The organism is Mucilaginibacter sp. UYCu711, from assembly GCF_050433825.1.
Classification (GTDB): domain Bacteria; phylum Bacteroidota; class Bacteroidia; order Sphingobacteriales; family Sphingobacteriaceae; genus Mucilaginibacter.
In genome coordinates, this window is the sequence record NZ_JBNPWM010000010.1 from 166,023 (window position 1) to 183,066 (window position 17,044).

At 42.8% G+C, this 17,044-nt stretch carries 15 protein-coding genes; 3 read left to right on the top strand and 12 right to left on the bottom strand.

All coding sequences use genetic code 11. The annotated features are described in order from the left end of the window. Nucleotides 1-30: 30 nt before the first annotated feature. Genes ABIB50_RS20650 through ABIB50_RS20660 form a run of 3 tightly spaced genes read right to left on the bottom strand, consistent with a single transcriptional unit; the run spans nucleotide 31 to nucleotide 2,211 of the window. Entirely contained in the window at nucleotides 31-870 is an 840-nt protein-coding gene (locus ABIB50_RS20650; protein WP_429382844.1) for an outer membrane beta-barrel protein, read from the bottom strand. A gap of 32 nt (nucleotides 871-902) precedes the next feature. Beyond that, complete coding sequence (locus ABIB50_RS20655; RefSeq protein WP_429382846.1) at nucleotides 903-1,658, bottom strand: hypothetical protein; 756 nt, start codon at nucleotides 1,656-1,658, stop codon at nucleotides 903-905. Next, complete coding sequence (locus ABIB50_RS20660) at nucleotides 1,642-2,211, bottom strand: RNA polymerase sigma factor (protein ID WP_429383092.1); 570 nt, start codon at nucleotides 2,209-2,211, stop codon at nucleotides 1,642-1,644. Before ABIB50_RS20660 ends, ABIB50_RS20655 begins: the two co-directional genes overlap by 17 nt. 176 nt (nucleotides 2,212-2,387) lie before the next feature. Here ABIB50_RS20660 and ABIB50_RS20665 point away from each other — a divergent pair, with 176 nt between their 5' ends. The 3 genes from ABIB50_RS20665 (at nucleotide 2,388) to vapC (ending at nucleotide 5,258) form a co-directional block, all read left to right on the top strand. Continuing rightward, the gene (locus ABIB50_RS20665; protein ID WP_429382848.1) at nucleotides 2,388-4,568 is read left to right on the top strand and encodes an alpha-galactosidase; all 2,181 of its coding nucleotides are present in this window, start codon (nucleotides 2,388-2,390) and stop codon (nucleotides 4,566-4,568) included. A 109-nt stretch (nucleotides 4,569-4,677) separates the two neighbouring features. Then, nucleotides 4,678-4,857, top strand: a complete 180-nt coding sequence (locus tag ABIB50_RS20670) for a type II toxin-antitoxin system VapB family antitoxin (protein WP_429382850.1) — start codon at nucleotides 4,678-4,680, stop codon at nucleotides 4,855-4,857. Then, nucleotides 4,857-5,258 (top strand): type II toxin-antitoxin system VapC family toxin, encoded by a 402-nt coding sequence (vapC, locus tag ABIB50_RS20675; RefSeq protein WP_429382852.1) that lies wholly within the window; start codon nucleotides 4,857-4,859, stop codon nucleotides 5,256-5,258. Before ABIB50_RS20670 ends, vapC begins: the two co-directional genes overlap by 1 nt. A 1-nt stretch (nucleotide 5,259) precedes the next feature. Here the strand turns inward: vapC and hemJ are convergent, their stop codons facing one another. The 9 genes from hemJ to ABIB50_RS20720 form a co-directional block, all read right to left on the bottom strand. Continuing rightward, nucleotides 5,260-5,793, bottom strand: a complete 534-nt coding sequence (hemJ, locus tag ABIB50_RS20680; protein WP_429382854.1) for a protoporphyrinogen oxidase HemJ — start codon at nucleotides 5,791-5,793, stop codon at nucleotides 5,260-5,262. Nucleotides 5,794-5,889: 96 nt separating this feature from the next. After that, complete coding sequence (gene hemE / locus ABIB50_RS20685; protein WP_429382856.1) at nucleotides 5,890-6,915, bottom strand: uroporphyrinogen decarboxylase; 1,026 nt, start codon at nucleotides 6,913-6,915, stop codon at nucleotides 5,890-5,892. 43 nt (nucleotides 6,916-6,958) lie between these two features. Continuing rightward, nucleotides 6,959-7,480 (bottom strand): tetratricopeptide repeat protein, encoded by a 522-nt coding sequence (locus ABIB50_RS20690; RefSeq protein ID WP_429382858.1) that lies wholly within the window; start codon nucleotides 7,478-7,480, stop codon nucleotides 6,959-6,961. 3 nt (nucleotides 7,481-7,483) lie between these two features. Beyond that, nucleotides 7,484-8,188 (bottom strand): response regulator transcription factor, encoded by a 705-nt coding sequence (locus tag ABIB50_RS20695; protein ID WP_230545284.1) that lies wholly within the window; start codon nucleotides 8,186-8,188, stop codon nucleotides 7,484-7,486. 11 nt (nucleotides 8,189-8,199) lie between these two features. After that, nucleotides 8,200-9,075, bottom strand: coding sequence for a sensor histidine kinase (locus ABIB50_RS20700; RefSeq protein ID WP_429382860.1), 876 nt, complete (start codon nucleotides 9,073-9,075; stop codon nucleotides 8,200-8,202). Nucleotides 9,076-9,192: 117 nt separating this feature from the next. Continuing rightward, nucleotides 9,193-10,560 (bottom strand): glutamate-1-semialdehyde 2,1-aminomutase, encoded by a 1,368-nt coding sequence (gene hemL / locus ABIB50_RS20705; RefSeq protein ID WP_429382862.1) that lies wholly within the window; start codon nucleotides 10,558-10,560, stop codon nucleotides 9,193-9,195. Nucleotides 10,561-10,638: 78 nt separating this feature from the next. Beyond that, nucleotides 10,639-11,610 carry a porphobilinogen synthase gene (gene hemB / locus ABIB50_RS20710; protein ID WP_429383094.1) on the bottom strand — a complete coding sequence of 324 codons (972 nt, stop codon included), beginning with the start codon at nucleotides 11,608-11,610 and terminating at the stop codon, nucleotides 10,639-10,641. A 75-nt stretch (nucleotides 11,611-11,685) separates the two neighbouring features. After that, nucleotides 11,686-13,260: a hydroxymethylbilane synthase gene (hemC, locus tag ABIB50_RS20715; RefSeq protein ID WP_429382864.1), complete on the bottom strand. Its 1,575-nt coding sequence runs from the start codon at nucleotides 13,258-13,260 to the stop codon at nucleotides 11,686-11,688. A 481-nt stretch (nucleotides 13,261-13,741) separates the two neighbouring features. After that, entirely contained in the window at nucleotides 13,742-16,135 is a 2,394-nt protein-coding gene (locus ABIB50_RS20720) for an ABC transporter permease (RefSeq protein WP_429382866.1), read from the bottom strand. Nucleotides 16,136-17,044 lie beyond the last annotated feature (909 nt).

Below are 17,044 nucleotides of genomic sequence, written 5' to 3' on the forward strand. Positions count from 1 at the left end.
CCTTGCATTTATATATAGATTTGGTATTTGTTAGAAACCGAAGGTTACACCTACCGCGAAGTTTTTCAAACCTTCCTGGGCCGGGCTGTTCTCAAACATATCGTTCATGTAATACTTGGCAAATAAACCTGCCGAACCGTAACCTATCCGGGTAAACGCACCATAACGTACTTTGGCAAAGTGATAATCGTCATCCAGCTTTTGCTTGCCACGCTCTTCGCTTATCTGTTTAACACGCGCACCTAATAATATACCCGCTTCAGGGCCTACAATAAAGCGGAAACGTTTGCCATTGCTATACTCGTGTGACCTGAACTCGAACGATAATGGTACGCGCAGGTAGGTTGATGAAAAACGGTTTTTACTGAAGTGGATGTTATCATTTACATAAGTTAACGTAGGCGCATCACGTTGTATAGTGATATCCTTACGTAAACGCAACAGCATCCAGTCAAACCCGCCCGATATATAAACTTTAAAGTTAGGCGTAAAGCGGTAACCAAATTGTAGCAGGTCGAAACCTACGTTGCTTGATTTCCAGGAACGATAGCTCAGGAAATCGTTTTTAGGAGATAGTGTAAAGCTGCCATTATCAATAAGCGTAGTTAAACCCAGATCGAATCTTGAAAAAGTAATCCCGAAGTTAAAGCCTGATGGTTTACGGTCACGGCGCATACTGTCTCTCCTGGTTTTAAAATCGTTCATGTTGCCAAAAGTAACTTTGGTTTTATTATTAGTAGTGGTACTTGTTGTTTTTGTTGTGTCACTTCCATTAATGGTGGTAGTGGTTACAGTAGTTGTAGTAGTTTTTTGCGCAAGGCCAAGGCTTGCCACGCCACATAGTAATGCAGCTATTATTAAACGTTTCATGTTAGTGTGTATTTAGATTGTATAAGTAGATTTTATTGTTGTTTTTTAATTTTTATTAGTCCAAGGTTTATACCCGTCAGGTCTGATCCATTATCATCATCATCGCTATCGCTAAACTCTATCAGCTTATCCTCGCGTTTGTCAACTTTGGCCACCAGGACGTTTATTAAGCCGCCCAGATTATGGATGCCACGTTTTTTGGCAGGTGCTGTAGACTGTGCTGCCATTACCGGTTTTTCAACTTGTTGCCCAACCTCAAGCATTTGTGGCGCTAACGTAACATCCGGAACAGTTGCTGTACTTACATGGGTAGATGCAGGGTCGATTACCGCGGCTATTAATTGTGGATTATCATTTTTTACAGTTTCTGTTGTTTTTATAACCGGTTCGGCTGTATTATTAACCGGAGCTGACGTATTATTTATTGACGCTACAACATTATGTTGGTGCGGTGTGGTCGATTCAACATTTTCTGCCGGTTTAGTAGTTACAGTTTCAACCGGTGATGCCGATGTTATAGTTGTTGGTGTTTCAACATGGTTTGCAACTAGTTTTTTTGTTTTAGGCTGATTATCTGTTGATTCACCTTTTTGCAGGAATAATATACCCGCGGTAAGTACAACCAAAACTGTTGCGGCGATGCTTAACCAGGGCATAATAGCTGGTTTAGCTTTTTTTCCGTCCAGTTCTCCGGCAATATTATCCCACACCATTGCAGATGGTTCAACTTCAAAGTCTTCAAATTTTTCGTTAAAGATTTTATCAAACTCCTTATCCTGCATATCCATATTCCTTTTCCTCCATTTTTAAAACCTGTTCCTTTAATATTGTACGTGCCCTTGATAGTTGTGATTTTGAGGCTCCCTCTGTTATGCCGACTATCGCGGCAATTTCTTTGTGCGAATAACCATCTATCGCGTAAAGGTTAAATACCATCCGGTACCCTGGTGATAATTGCTGAATAATATTCATCAGGTCTTTAACACCCATATTTGCCATCGCTGCCGGGTTTACTGATGGTTCGTTGCTCATTTCGGTAACATCTACCATCTGTACCATTTTATGGTGCTTGCGGTAATACTCTATGGAGCTGTGTACCATTATCCTTCTCACCCACCCTTCAAAAGCGCCATCGCCGCGGTAATCCTCCAGTTTTTTAAATACTTTCATAAAACCATTCTGCAACATATCCTCCGCCTCCATTTTATCAACCGCGTAGCGCATGCAAACGCCCAGCATTTTAGCTGCAAACTGCTTATACAGCAGCTCCTGCGCTTTGCGTTCGCCAGCCTTGCAGCGGGCTATTAGTTCATCAATTGTATAAGTAGGTTTCAACAACATCATTTAAAGGTAAGATGATACTTAGTAGCAAATGGTTGCATGGAGTTACAAATATTTTTTTAGTTGATGATAAATAAGCTTAATACATAGCTAATATTGAAGATATTACATTGATATAAATATTTTTATCTTAGCCCAAACCAATTTCCTATCAAAGTATTATAACCAATATAAGCATGACAATTATAAAAAGGATAGTCCCTGTTATTTTTTTAGCCGCAAATATTTTTATTGCAAAAGCACAAACCATTGTAGCAGTCGAATCGCAAAAGAACGCCCTGGTTTTACAGGTAACACCCAAAAAGCAGTTGAATGCACTGTATTTCGGTACGAAACTGGCCAACCAAAGCGAATATGCGGCCATTGCTAAACAATACCGGTATATTTCGCATACCGGCGAGGCAAATATGGCTTATTCTACCGCCGGCAGTATTGATATTTTAGAGCCTGCGTTAGCAGTAACACATGCTGATGGCAACAGATCATTGGCTTTAAAATATGTCGATCACACCACAACAAAGATCAGCGATAACATCACCCTGGTAAGTATTAACCTGCGCGACTCGGTTTACAATTTTGATGTTACGTTAAATTATCAAACCTATATTAAAGAAAACGTTACCGAGCAGTGGACCGTAATTAAACACCACGAAAAAAAGGATGTGGTATTAAATAAATATGCATCGGCTAATTTATATCTGCAATCGGATGGTTATTGGTTAAATCATTACCACGGCGAATGGGCGCAGGAAATGAAGCCTGAAGAAGAAAAACTATCACACGGAATAAAAACCCTGGATAGCAAATTGGGTACCCGTGCTGATCTGTTCCAACCGCCGGTATTTATGGTATCGCTTAACAAACCCGCTACCGAAGATGAAGGCGAAGTGCTTTACGGCAACCTTGAGTGGAGCGGTAACTATAAAATCGATTTCGAGGTTGACCCTAACAATAACCTGCGCTTAATTGCCGGTATTAACAACCATGCTGCCGATTATACGCTTAAACCTAATACCGAATTTGTTACGCCAAAGTTTGTATACATCCTAAGTGATAAAGGTAAAGGCGACGCAAGCCGCAGCCTGCAAAGCTGGGCGCGCAAATATAAAATCGCCGACGGCGAGGGCCCTAGATTGACGTTGCTAAACAATTGGGAGTCGACCTTTTTTGATTTTAACGAACCCAAGCTTGCCGAGCTATTAAAAACTACCAAAACATTAGGTGTCGACTTGTTTTTGTTGGATGACGGCTGGTTTGGTAACAAATATCCGCGCAACGGCGATAAATCTGGCTTGGGCGATTGGGAAGTGACCAAAAATAAACTCCCCAACGGCATAGCCTATTTAACCAAAACCGCAGCAGAGGCCGGTGTAAAATTCGGCATCTGGATTGAGCCGGAAATGGTGAACCCTAAAAGTGAGCTGTACGAAAAACACCCCGACTGGGTAGTTAAACAACCGCAACGCCCGGAGTATTACATGCGTAATCAGCTGGTGTTAGATTTAACCAATCCTAAGGTGCAAGATTTTGTATATGGTATAGTTGATGACCTGTTCACCAAAAACCCAACCTTGGCCTATATTAAATGGGATTGTAACTCGGTTATATTTAATGCCAACTCGGCCACAATAGCGCACCAGGGTAATTTTTACACTGATTATGTATTTGGTTTATATAAAGTATTAGAGCGCATAAGGGCCAAATATCCAAAAGTACCGTTGATGTTGTGCTCCGGTGGTGGCGGCCGTGTTGATTATGGTGCGCTAAAATACTTTACCGAGTTTTGGGATAGCGATAATACCGATCCGCTGGAGCGCGTATTCATCCAATGGGAATACTCCTACTTCTACCCTGCCCTAACCAGCTCAAACCACGTTACCGATTGGGGTAAGCAACCAATTAAGTTCCGTACTGATGTGGCTATGATGGGTAAGTTGGGTTTTGATATTGTAGTAGCCAAACTAAAGCCTGAAGAATTGACCTATGCACAAGGCGCTGTTAGCCTATATAAAGAATATTCGGAAGCGATATGGCACGGCGACCAATACCGTTTGCAGGACCCCTGGAAAAATGATGTAGCATCGGTAATGTATGTCGACCCAAATCAAAGCAAAGCCATTATGTTTAACTATTTGGTAAGCAACCGTTATCGCTCAGGCACTATCCGGCCTATAACTTTAAAAGGTTTACTGGATGATAAAATGTATACCATTAAAGAAGTTAATATGATGCCGGGGCAGCGTTCATCAATACCCGGCGGCACTTACTCGGGCAAGTTTTTAATGACTGTGGGTATTAACCCTGCGGTTGGCGCAGGCGATCGGGCCAGTGTGATTGTTAGTATCGAGGAGAAGTAGATATAGTATCTTATACTTAAAAGTCATTTCCTCGATAAAAGTGAAATGACTTTTTTTAACAAGCTTTACATTCTTTAATAAATGTGTACCTTTAATAAAAAAAGTGTGTATGAGAACAAATATAGAAATAGACGACGAATTAATGGCTAAAGCTCAAAAAGCGACTAATATAAAAACAAAAAAAGCACTCGTTGAAAAAGGATTGCAATTATTAGTAAGCATGGGAAATCAAAAAGACCTAATAAATCTTTGGGGAAAAGTTAAGGTTGATGATAAAGCCTACTTATAATGGCGGTTATTTTGGTTGATACTTCTGTTTGGATCAATGTTTTTAAAGGCATCGAAACAAATGCAAGTGTTTACTTAAGAGATAAAAATCATACTTTTTCTGTTGCAACTTGCCCGGTTATTTTACAAGAAGTTTTACAAGGAATTGTATCGGATAAAGACTACAACATAGTCAGCAACAAATTTAGTAACGTCGTAATGTTACCTGCCAAAGGCTATAGTTATGCTTTTGAGGCTGCCAACCTTTATCGTAACTTACGAAAAAAGGGAATAACCATAAGAAAACCTAACGACTGTCTCATTGCAATTTATGCTATAAAAAATAAAATAAGCCTATTACACGACGATAAAGATTTCACAAACATTGCAGCTTTTAGCGGACTACAAACAGTAAATCTCTAATTTATTTCTTCAGTCTATAATACTTATAAAGCTTCACCGCCGACATCAGCACCAGCGAAAAAGCAATAATCCCCACCACGCCAAAGATCCAGTTCAAAGAGCTTTTAAGTACTACCAAAAACACTATCGCGAATAAAAGCAGAGTCGCTAATTCATTCCAAAGGCGCAGTTGGGTCGAGGTCCAAGTGTAAATGCCTTTGCTCATTTGGTTCATTTTATGTTGGCAGATAAAATGGTAAGCTATCAATGCCACAACAAACAAAAGCTTAATATGCATCCAGCCCATTTTTACCCATCCGGGTGCTATGCAAAGCATAATTATACCAGCCGCCAAAACAAGATACATGGATGGCGTGGTAATTATCCACCATAGCTTTTTTTCCATTATCTCAAACTGATCTGACAGGATGCTACGCGCAGGCTCGGGTTTTTCCTGCGCCTCGGTATGGTAAATAAACAAGCGCACCATATAAAACAGCCCCGCCATCCAGCAGACTACAAATATGATGTGTACGGATAGTATGTATGGATACATTAGCCCCCCAGCCCCCTAAAGGGGGAGTTTTTTGAAGTATCTATTTAATTATCTATTTTTTTAATCACCCTCCGCTATTGTTCCCCCTTCAGGGGGTTAGGGGGCATACTCTTTTATAACCTCTACCGCATACTTCACATTATCAAAAGGGATATCAGGCATAATGCCGTGGCCCAGGTTGAAGATGAAGCCGTTGTCGCCTTTCATACGGTCAAACAAGCGGTAAATTCTTTCTTTAATTACTTTCTTATCGGCATACAAAATATGCGGATCAAGGTTACCTTGTACGGCTATGCCTTGTGGTAAACGTTTCTTTATGTCTAACAGATCAACGTTCCAGTCGATAGAGATAACATCAGGTTTAGCCTCGGCCATTAGCGGCGCAAAAACTGAGCTTCCTTTACAGAAAGATATCACCGGAATATCCTTACGGTTCAGTTTGCTGATGATCTCGGTAATATAACGGTGCGAAAACTCTTTATAATCATCCCATGCCAGTGCCTGTGCCCAACTATCAAAAATCTGTACGGCGTTTACACCGGCAGCAATTTGCATGTTCAGGTAATCAGCTGTAACAGTCGCGATTTTTGATAATAGCTGGTGAGCCATTTCAGGTTCATTATGTAACATCAGTTTGGTCAGCTTAAAATCTTTTGATGATCCGCCTTCAACCAAATAGCTCATTACGGTAAATGGCGCACCTGCAAAGCCAATCAGCGGGATGCTGCCATTTAAGCGCTGCTGGATAACTTTTATCGCGTCGGCAACATATTGCAGTTCGCCAAGGCAATCTGTGTTCAGGTTATCAATATCTTTTTGTGTGCGTACCGGGTTGGCAAACTTAGGGCCTATGTTTTGGGTAAAGCTTAAATCGCCGCCCATAGCCTCGCCGGTAACCAGGATGTCCGAAAATAAAATCGCGGCATCTATACCTAACAGATCAACCGGTAACATGGTAACGTCTGCAGCTATCTCAGGCGTTTTGCACATCTCCAGGAAAGAATATTTATTCTTTATTTCCCAATATTGCGGCATAAAACGGCCAGCCTGGCGCATCATCCATACAGGTGGGCGCTCGGTTTTTTCAGAAAATGCTGCTTTTATTAATAATGAATCTCTCATAATTTTGTTATAGAGATGCAATATATCGCGTCTCTACATTGTACTATTTTTTATCTAATTCCACATGAAGGCGTTTTATTACATCCTTCATTTTGGCCGTTATCTTTTCTTCGTGCTTATCCGCCAGACTTAAATAAGCCTTTGCCTTTTCAAAATTGTTATGTCTTACGGCTATGTTAGCAACATGCACCAATGCCGCCACATGGTCGTTTGCCGACCGTAGCGGATATTGCGCCGCTATTTCATAATGCATTTCGGCCTCGTTATAATCGCTCTTTTGCAGGCAAACACCGCCGTATATAAACTCGTAAAACCCACGGCGTTTTTTACTTAACCAGTCAGGGTTACTAACCTGTTTTAATAAGCCTTCGGCTTTATCGTAGTCCTTATTATGAAATGCTTTTGCTGCCAGTACAATGGTGCCTTCTTTAAAGTAGCCCCATATCAGCAGCAAAATAAACATGCCAGTAACGCCGGCTATCTCATAAACCTTATAGGTTAGCGCCACTGCCAGCATAATAACAAAAGCGCCTATAACTAATACGCGTGCCCTGTTAGTAAACATTAATTAATGCTGATCTGTAAATTTATAACCCACGCCGCGGATCGAATGAAAGTAAACCGGGTTTTTAGGATCTGGTTCAAAATACTTGCGGAACGTCAGGATAAAGTTATCAATGGTACGGGTTGACGGGTAAACATCATAGTTCCATACGGTTTCCAATATTTGCTCGCGCGATACAGCGTCGTTTCTGCGCTCAATCAACAGCTTCAACAACATGGTTTCTTTTTTAGTTAACGGGGTGATGCTGCCATCGCCGTTTACCAGTTCGAACGAGTTGAAATGAATAGTTTTATCGCCGATTTTATAGCTGTTAAACTCTTTCAGGTCGTCGCCTTTTAAGCTGCGTTTTACCAGGTTATTAACCCTAAGGATTAATTCTTCGAGGTTAAATGGTTTGGTCAGGTAATCATCCGCGCCTTTTTTAAGGCCGGCTATTTTATCCTCGTTGGTATTTTTGGCGGTGAGGAACATGATAGGTACTTCAGAGTTCTCTAATCTGATGGTTTCTGCTACTACAAAGCCGTCAATTTCGGGCATCATTACGTCCAGTATCACCAGGTTAAAGCGTTCTTCTTTAAATATCTGCAACGCTTTTTTACCGTTATTGGCGGTTGATACTTTATAACCTTCTAATTCAAGGTTAAGTTTAATTGCTTCTAAAAGATGTTCTTCATCTTCGGCTAACAAAATTCTTTTTCTGCTTGGCATTTTATTGTGATTTAATTTAATCCAAAAACAACCTCAAATATGCTTCCCACAGGGCGATTGTCTTTGACCCTGATGCTTGCCTCGTGCTTATCCAATACTTGTTTTACAATGTATAAGCCAAGGCCGGTACCTTTTGTATTGCGGGTATCCTCACTGCCCACCCGGTAAAATTTATCGAAAATACGGCTTTTTTCCGCATCAGATATACCGATACCATGATCGGCAACGTGCAGGTATATTTTGCCTTCTTTCTGAAATAGCTTAACATCTACCGGCTCGCAAGGGCCGGAGTATTTAATAGCATTCTCAACCAGGTTGGTTACTACAGATGTTAATGCAAATTTATCACCGGTAAATTCAATCTTGGGTTCAATTTCGGCGTTGATAATTTTCATGCTCCCATCGCATTTTGTTAATTGCAAGCGGTTAACTATGCTATCAACCAAAACTGATAAGCTAAAGCTGGCCTTAGGGAAACTGTACGACCGGTTCTCTATTTTTGATGCCAGCAGCATATTCTCCACCATATCGTCCAACCGTTCAATGTCCAATAATGATTTACCTATAAAATCCTGGATCTGTGCTTTGGTCAGATCTCTTTTCTGTATGGTTTGCAGTAACAGTTTAATGGATGCCAAAGGCGATTTTAATTCGTGTGTTACCGATAGCAGGAAATTCTTTTTTTGCTCCTGTAGCTTACGCTCGCGGTTGATAGACCGATGCATATAATATGCACCAAACGAAAGTACGATCACAAACATTGAACCCTCGCTCAATATCATCCCCAACTTGTTATGTTGCAGGTTAACTAATTGATAGCCCCACCATATTAATTGTGCCGCAGCATAAATAATAAGCGAATAAAATATAACAAGTGATCTTTTCATAAGCCCCCTCTAAATCTCCTCCGGTAGGGGAGACTTTTTATATGTTTAAAATTAATAACTTTTTTCATTTACTAATACTTTTAAGGCCTCCCTACCGGGAGGGTTTGGGTGGCGCTTTTATTTTTTAAATACCAGGTCAAGGCTATCAAATATAGCTCTTTTTGCTTTCTCCAGATCTATCTTGGTATGTGCTGATGATATGAACCCAACCTCGTAGCCCGACGGACCTAAGTAAATGCCCCGGTTAATCAACTCGCGGTGCATTACTTTAAATTTCTCCATGCTTGCCGGGTCTATCTCATCAGCTTTACTGATAGATTCTGCTCCTGTAAACGCGAACCAAAATATCGACCCAATACTAAACACTTTAAACTTATAACTCTTCGCTGTAGCAAAACGCTGGATAGCCTCGGTAAACTCTTCGGTCTTTTTATGCAGATCTTTATAAAAACCCATGCGTAATAGCTCTTTTAGCTGAGCAATGCCCGCAGCCATAGCTACCGGGTTGCCCGATAAGGTTCCGGCTTGGTAAACCCCACCGTCGGGCGAGATATGCCCCATGATCTCGGCAGATGCGCCATACATTCCCACCGGTAAACCACCACCGATTATTTTACCATAAGTAATGATATCCGGTTGGACCTGGTAATATCCGGCAGCACCTTCAAAGCCAACACGAAAGCCAGAGATCACCTCATCAAATATCAGCAACGTACCGTTTGCGGTACAGATGTCGCGTAGCGACTGTAAATATTCTTTAGTTTGTAAAAGCAAACCGTTGTTTGCCGGAATAGGCTCTATAATAACCGCGGCTATCTGATCTTTAAATTCTGCAAATGCTTTTTGTAAAGCTTCGGTATCATTCAAACCGATAACGATAGTTTCGTCAGCGAATGCTTTGGGTACACCTGCTGATGATGTCTCGCCGAAGGTTACCAGGCCCGAGCCTGCTTTTACTAATAATGAATCTGAATGCCCATGATAACAGCCCTCAAACTTTAAGATCTTATCGCGTTTGGTATAACCGCGGGCCAGCCTGATGGCCGACATCACCGCCTCGGTACCCGAGCTTACAAAACGCAGCTTCTGTATAAATTTATTGTTTTTAAGGATCAGCTCGGCAAGCTCATTCTCCAACGCGGTAGGCGCGCCGAACGACATGCCGTTTTGCATTACCTCAATTACCTTCTCTTTAACTTTTGGGTGATTATGGCCCAGGATAAGCGGCCCCCATGAGCAACAAAAATCAATAAACTCGTTATCGTCAGCATCCCATATATGGCTACCATCGCCTTTTTTGATGAAAAGCGGTGTGCCGTAAACAGATTTAAAAGCCCTTACCGGCGAGTTTACCCCACCCGGGAAAAACGTTTTAGCCTTTGCATACAATTCGGCAGATTTTTCCCTGCTGATATCCGACTTACCCGTGGTATTCACCGGCAGGTCATCATCATTGGAAAACATTTTTTTAATACTATCTAACATCTTATTAAGTCAAAATTCAAAAGTAAAAATTAAAAAGCCGCTCTATTTTTTGACTTTTTAATTTTGACTTTTAACTTATTACAACCATTTATTCTCCAACACCTCTTTAGCGTGATACGTTAATATCGCGGTAGCTCCTGCCCTGCGGATACTGGTAAGCACCTCGGTTACGGAACGCTGCTCGTTTAGCCAGCCTTTTTGTACGGCGGCTTTCAACATGGCATATTCGCCGCTTACGTTGTAGGCTGCTACTGGTAGTTCGGTATTGTCTTTTATTAATTTAATAACGTCAAGGTAAGCCAATGCGGGTTTTACCATTAAAAAGTCGGCACCTTCGGCTTCGTCCAACCTTGCTTCTATTAAAGCCTCGCGCTGGTTGGCCGGGTTCATCTGGTAGCTCTTTTTATCCCCAAACTTTGGCGCCGAGTTTAACGCATCCCTAAACGGACCATAAAACGCGCTGGCATATTTAGCCGAGTACGACATGATCGATACATGCTTAAACCCTGCATCATCCAACGTACGGCGGATGTAGCCTACCCTGCCATCCATCATATCGCTTGGCGCAATAATATCGGCACCGGCATAGGCCTGGGCCAGCGCCATACGGCCCAATACCTCTAAAGTTTCGTCGTTTAGTATCTCGCCATTCTCCACTATCCCATCATGGCCGTCGCTGCTGTAGGGGTCCATCGCTACGTCGGTAACTACGCAAGCTTCGGGGAAGTTATTTTTTACCTCGCGGATAGCACGCAGGTACAAACCTTCCTCGCGGTGGCTTTCGGTAGCGTATTTATCTTTAAGCTCTTCGCTGATGTTCGGGAAAAGATCGAACGAGTTTAAGCCCAGTTTCATACAGCTCTCCACCTCGCGCAGCAAATTATCTATCGAATACCTGAAGATACCCGACATAGACGCTACCTCTGTCTTCTGGTTATTACCCTCCACAATAAACAGCGGGAAGATCAGGTTAGCAGCACTAACATGCGTTTCCTGCACCATCTGACGGATAACTTCACTCTTACGGTTTCTTCTTGGTCGTTGTAACATTTCCTTAGTCATTGGGCATCAGTCATTAGTCATTGGGCTTTCTAATTCCTAATGACTAATGACCAATAAACCATCCTATAATCCAAACACCGCCTCAGCCAGTCCAACTTCGTCGGGGCTAAAGGGTAGTGTGTATTTTACGCCCATTTCATCAAACTTTTTGCCGGTTGATCTGCCTATGGCAATTACTTTTTGATATGGGTCTAATAAGTTCTCGGCAAAGTAGGCATCAACGTTCGACGGGCTGGTAAATACCAGCACCTCTGCGCCCGATCCTTCTACTTCATCCTCAAGTACAGTTTCATATATAACCAGGTCTATCACTTTTGTTTTGGCTGATAAACCTTTTTGTATGCTCTTCAACGAGTCCTCGGCACATGGAAACAGTACCTGCGTACCGTTAGCCCGCTTGGCAAACTCGGCGGCTACGTCTTCAGGGTCAATACCCAAACCGGTAAAATTGGCAAAGTACCCTTTGCGGCGCAGCATTTCTTCGCTGCCGGCGCCCATCACCCCAAACTTAACGTCCTTAGGCAATAGCGGCTCTAACTGGAAGAAATACTCGACAGCGTTTTTACTGCTGAAGAACACCCAGTCGATATGTTTTAATATGTATGAATCTAATTTGGTGATAACCGGCACCGTGCGAATTAACGAGCGCCCGTCTATCTGTATATTATGCTTTTCAAGCGCCCTGCGGAAATAGCTTTGCTCGTTTACCTCGCGCGATATAAACACGCTGCCCGGCAGTTTACGCTCCGGACTAAACGCGGCTACTATCTTTTCGGCAAGGCCATCGGTGGTTTCTGCTTCTAAAAACAGGCGGTCGGGGAACTGGTCGCCCTCATCGGCTTTTGATGTAAATACCTGGTACACGCCATCCTCTTTACGGCAATATACGCCCAATGGCAGGTGGCAGCCGCCGCCAAACAGTTTAAGCACCGTACGCTCAACCGCAAGCTCTTTGGCTACTTTAGGGTGATGTAATACCTTCAGCGCCTTTAACAGTTCGGTGTCGCTTTCGTTGATCTGTATGGCCAGCGCGCCCTGTGCGGGTGCGGGCACAATTTCGTTCGGGGTTAGTTCTTCAACGTGAAACTCGCTCAGGTCTATGCCTAAACGGGTAACACCAGCTTTGGCCAGCATAATGGCATCGTAGCCTTCATCGCGCAGTTTGTTTATGCGGGTAGGCACGTTGCCGCGCAGGTCCTCAATCTCCAGATCGGGGCGATAGGCCAGCAGCTGTGCCTTACGGCGGTTGCTTGACGTACCCACAATAGCGCCATATTTAACCGACAGCTTTTGCTTAACATCCACACAATCTTTCAAGATCAACAACAGTTCAGACGGGTCCTCCCGTTCTGATACTGCTGCGATGATGAGTCCCGGAGGGTTTTCTGTAGGCAGGTCCTTGTGGCTGTGTACAGCCAGGTCAATTGTGCCTGCCAATAATTCTTCTTCAAGCTCTTTGGTGAAAAAGCCCTTACCTTCTAATTTATCAAAACTTAAATTAAGTATACGGTCGCCCTGCGTTTTAATGATCTTCAGTTCGGCAGTAATGCCGGCATTTGCTAAGCTATCCTTAACAAAGTTAGCCTGCCATAGCGCCAATTCGCTTCCGCGTGTTCCTATAATTAATGTTCTTTCCAAAGGGTAATCTATTTTGCAACCGCAAATTTAATTTTTTATACCGATGGTTGTAGTTTTTATTGAGGATATGAAGATTGAGTGACAAGTGAGTAGTGACTGGTGAGGGTTTGTAGTGCAAATGGCTTGTTTTGTTTCACAAAATGGTGCAACAGATGAAACACGTGAAACAAGATTTCAACTTAATTAATTAACAAACAGCACTTTATAAAAACGGGGTGAAACAAAATGAAACAACTTTTAAGTAAGATATTTTATAGGTGATTTTAGACTTATTTGCTGATAATCAACTAATTACAAAATAGCTATTTTAATGCCCTGAAACAGCCAGTTTGTTTCATCTCTGAAACAAACTTTAGCATCCATATTTAATAATCTACCCCCAGACAGTTACTTCTATTTTCCACATAAGACCCATTTATGATGAAAAACTTGCCGCTTTTAGCCAAATCATTTAATAACTATTGCGCGTTAAAAAACCACCTCACTCCGATTTCAAACTATTTACCGGCTTAGCAAGCGATGCTTTTATGGTTTGCCAGCTTACGGTGGCGAGGGTTAAAAGTAAGGCGCCTGCTCCGGTCAGCGCGAAGATCCACCACGACAATTGCACCCGGTAGGGATAATGCAGCAGCCAGTCCTTCATTAAATAATTTGCAAGCGGCATGGCTATTAACAGTGAGATGGATACCAGCACCACAAACTCGGTAGACAATAACCGCCACAGCCCTATAACCGACGCGCCAAGGATCTTGCGTACGCCGATCTCTTTCTTGCGCTGCTCGGCTACGAACGATGCCATGCCGAACAGGCCCAGGCTGCTGATCAGGATGGCCAGCAGGGTAAATACACCGGCCAATTTGCCTACGCGCTCTTCGGTCGCGAATTTTTTGCCGTACTCGGCGTCGACGAAATGGTAGTCGAAAGGGCTTTCGGGGTCGTACTTATTATAGATCTTTTTTAGTTTGGGTAAAGCTTCGGCCATACTCATGTTAGGGTTAACCCGTATTTGCAGCACGCTGCCCCACTCGCGCAAAAACCCGTACATCACCGGCTTAACCGGCTCGAACGGCGAGGTCATTACTACGTCTTTAACGACGCCGATGATGCTATAATTTTTACCGCCAAACTTTACAATTTTGCCCAGCGGGTTCTTCATCTTCATGAACCGCGCTGCCGACTCATTAATAACAATGGCCGAGGAATCGGTACCAAAAGCAGCCGAAAAATCGCGCCCGCGGGTCAGCTGCCAGTCTACCGTTTTACCGTAGTCGCGGCTAACGGCTATTATCCCAAAATCATCCTGTAATTTAGGGTCTTTCCCTTCCCAGCTTAAGCCGCTGTAATTGTTCCAGATCTCGGTAAGCGGGCTGTTTGCCTGGCTCACCGCCACCGCCGCGCCCGTGTTCAACAGGTCGTGCTTAAAAGCGTCGAAGTGCGCGGTAATGCCATCTATAAACTGCACCTGCAGCAAACCATGCTGGTTATAGCCCACCGGGCGATCTTTCGAGTAATTTACCTGCATAAATACCACCACGGTACCTATAATTAAGGCAACCGAAACCGCGAACTGCACCACCACCAACGCTTTACGCGGTATGGCAGCCAGCGGGCCGGCCTTAAAGGTGCCCTTTAATACTTTTACCGGGTTAAAGGATGATAAGTAAAGCGCCGGATAACTACCCGCTATCAGCCCGGTTAACAGCGTGAACACCAAACCCGCCAGCCAAAACACCGGCTCATTAAAAGGGACATGCATAACCCGGCCGGCTATCTGGTTAAAGGCAGGTAACGACAGCTGTACAATCACCAACGCAAATACAAACGCCAGTAAAGCCAGCAGTATAGATTCTGTAAAAAACTGGGCAATCAACTGGCTGCGTAACGACCCTACCGTTTTGCGGATACCTACCTCTTTAGCGCGTTTCTCGCTGCGCGCGGTGCTCAGGTTCATAAAATTAATGCAGGCCAGCAGCAGCACAAATATTCCTATCAGTATAAACATGCGTACAAATTGTATTTCGCCGCCCGCGTTTTTACCATTTTTAAAATCCTGGTACAGGTGCCAGTCGGCCATGCGCTGCAGGAAGATCTGGGCCTTGAACGACAGGCCCACTTCATCATGATTAAGCGCAAGGCCCTTCATCTTCAGGTCCTTTATCCGGGCGGTTACCGCTTTAATGTCGGCACCGGGCTGCAGCTCGGCCAGTATGGCCCACGAGTTATTACCCCAGGTATTAATGATCTCTTTTAAGTAAGGCTGGGTGGTCATGTACAGGTCCCAGGGGGCAATGTAATTACCTAATTCGGCCAGGGTAGTATTTTGGGGCAGGTCCTCATACACACCGGTCACCTTCACGTTATATTTATTGTCGAGTTTTAACGGGCGGTTTATAGGATCGGCATTACCAAATAATGATTTGGCCAACGAGGCCGACAGCAGGATAGCCGACGGATCGTTGAGCGTGTTGCGGGCGCCCTTCAGCATTTTAAGCGTCAGCATTTCCGGGCCCTCGGCCTGCATATACATGCCCGCCGAATTTAGCTTACGGTCGCCCACCGCTAAAATATTTTTTGCCGGGCTCACCAGCACTACGGTCTTAAAATCGTGTTTGTAATCTTTGCGCAACTGATAACCTAAAGGCAGCGGCATTGACCGGCTGGTATTAATTTCGCCATTTGCAGTTTGATTTTGCATAACCATAACTATGTTTTTATAGTTTGTATGGTAATGGTCGTAGGTAAACTCATCATAAACCCACAAACTAATTAACATGGCCACCGCCATACCAATAGATAAGCCGCCAATATTAATCAGGGTGGTAAGCTTATTCTTGCTCAGGTTTCTCCAGGCTATCTTTATGTAATTCTTTATCATGCGCAAATGAATATAAGTATCTGTATATCAATACACAATTCCATGCCACAAAGACAAATTTCTGTATATCAATAGTTTACACCGATGCACAATAAATTATTGTAACAAAACCGAACAGTACTTTGTACGGATGCGCAACAGCTTTGAGACGATTACAAATACGGTACTTGTTGGTGATAACAGGAGACTATATACGTGTTAGACCACGCTCAATCCATCCAACTGCTATACCGTCAAAAAATAATTTGAAACGGTTTAAATTTCAGACCCAAACCAAAAGACATAAGTACATTCAGAACAAACAACTGCTGTCGACCAGTCGTTGAAAAAACCACCCAGATTTCCTAATGTATTGTTTTTCCAAAAAAGATTGTTTGAGCATATAGGACAAATAAGTTGATGGCCTTTTACTTCCACTATTTGGGGTTCTTCTTTTTTAAATAGATTCATTACTTTTTGGTTTTCTTCGGCTTATCTTCTTTCTTAACCTCTGTAGCTTTTTTAGGCTTTACCGATGCTTTCATAATACTATGAAAGATGTTAGATGCTTCTTTGGGGTTTTTCTTTTCGTCTGCCTTGATTATATATTTATAAGATTGCGAAAACGGCACGAGACCCTTTCGAAAATGAACCTACATTGCAATCAATTCTCATCTTAGATATACATGTATTTTATCTGAATGAACAGAGGTTCAAATCCGCACATAACTATTTCAGTTAGCGGTGTATTAGCAGGTATACTACAAGTAGTAACACGGTCAACGCCCTAATAAAGCGTATGGGTATTATTAAAATCATTTTTATATGATATTAGATTAAACAATAACCGTCCCGTAATCTTAATAAGTAAAGTTAGTTAAAATAAATAATTCGTATACTTGTTATACAAGAAAGCCCCGATAAACACTT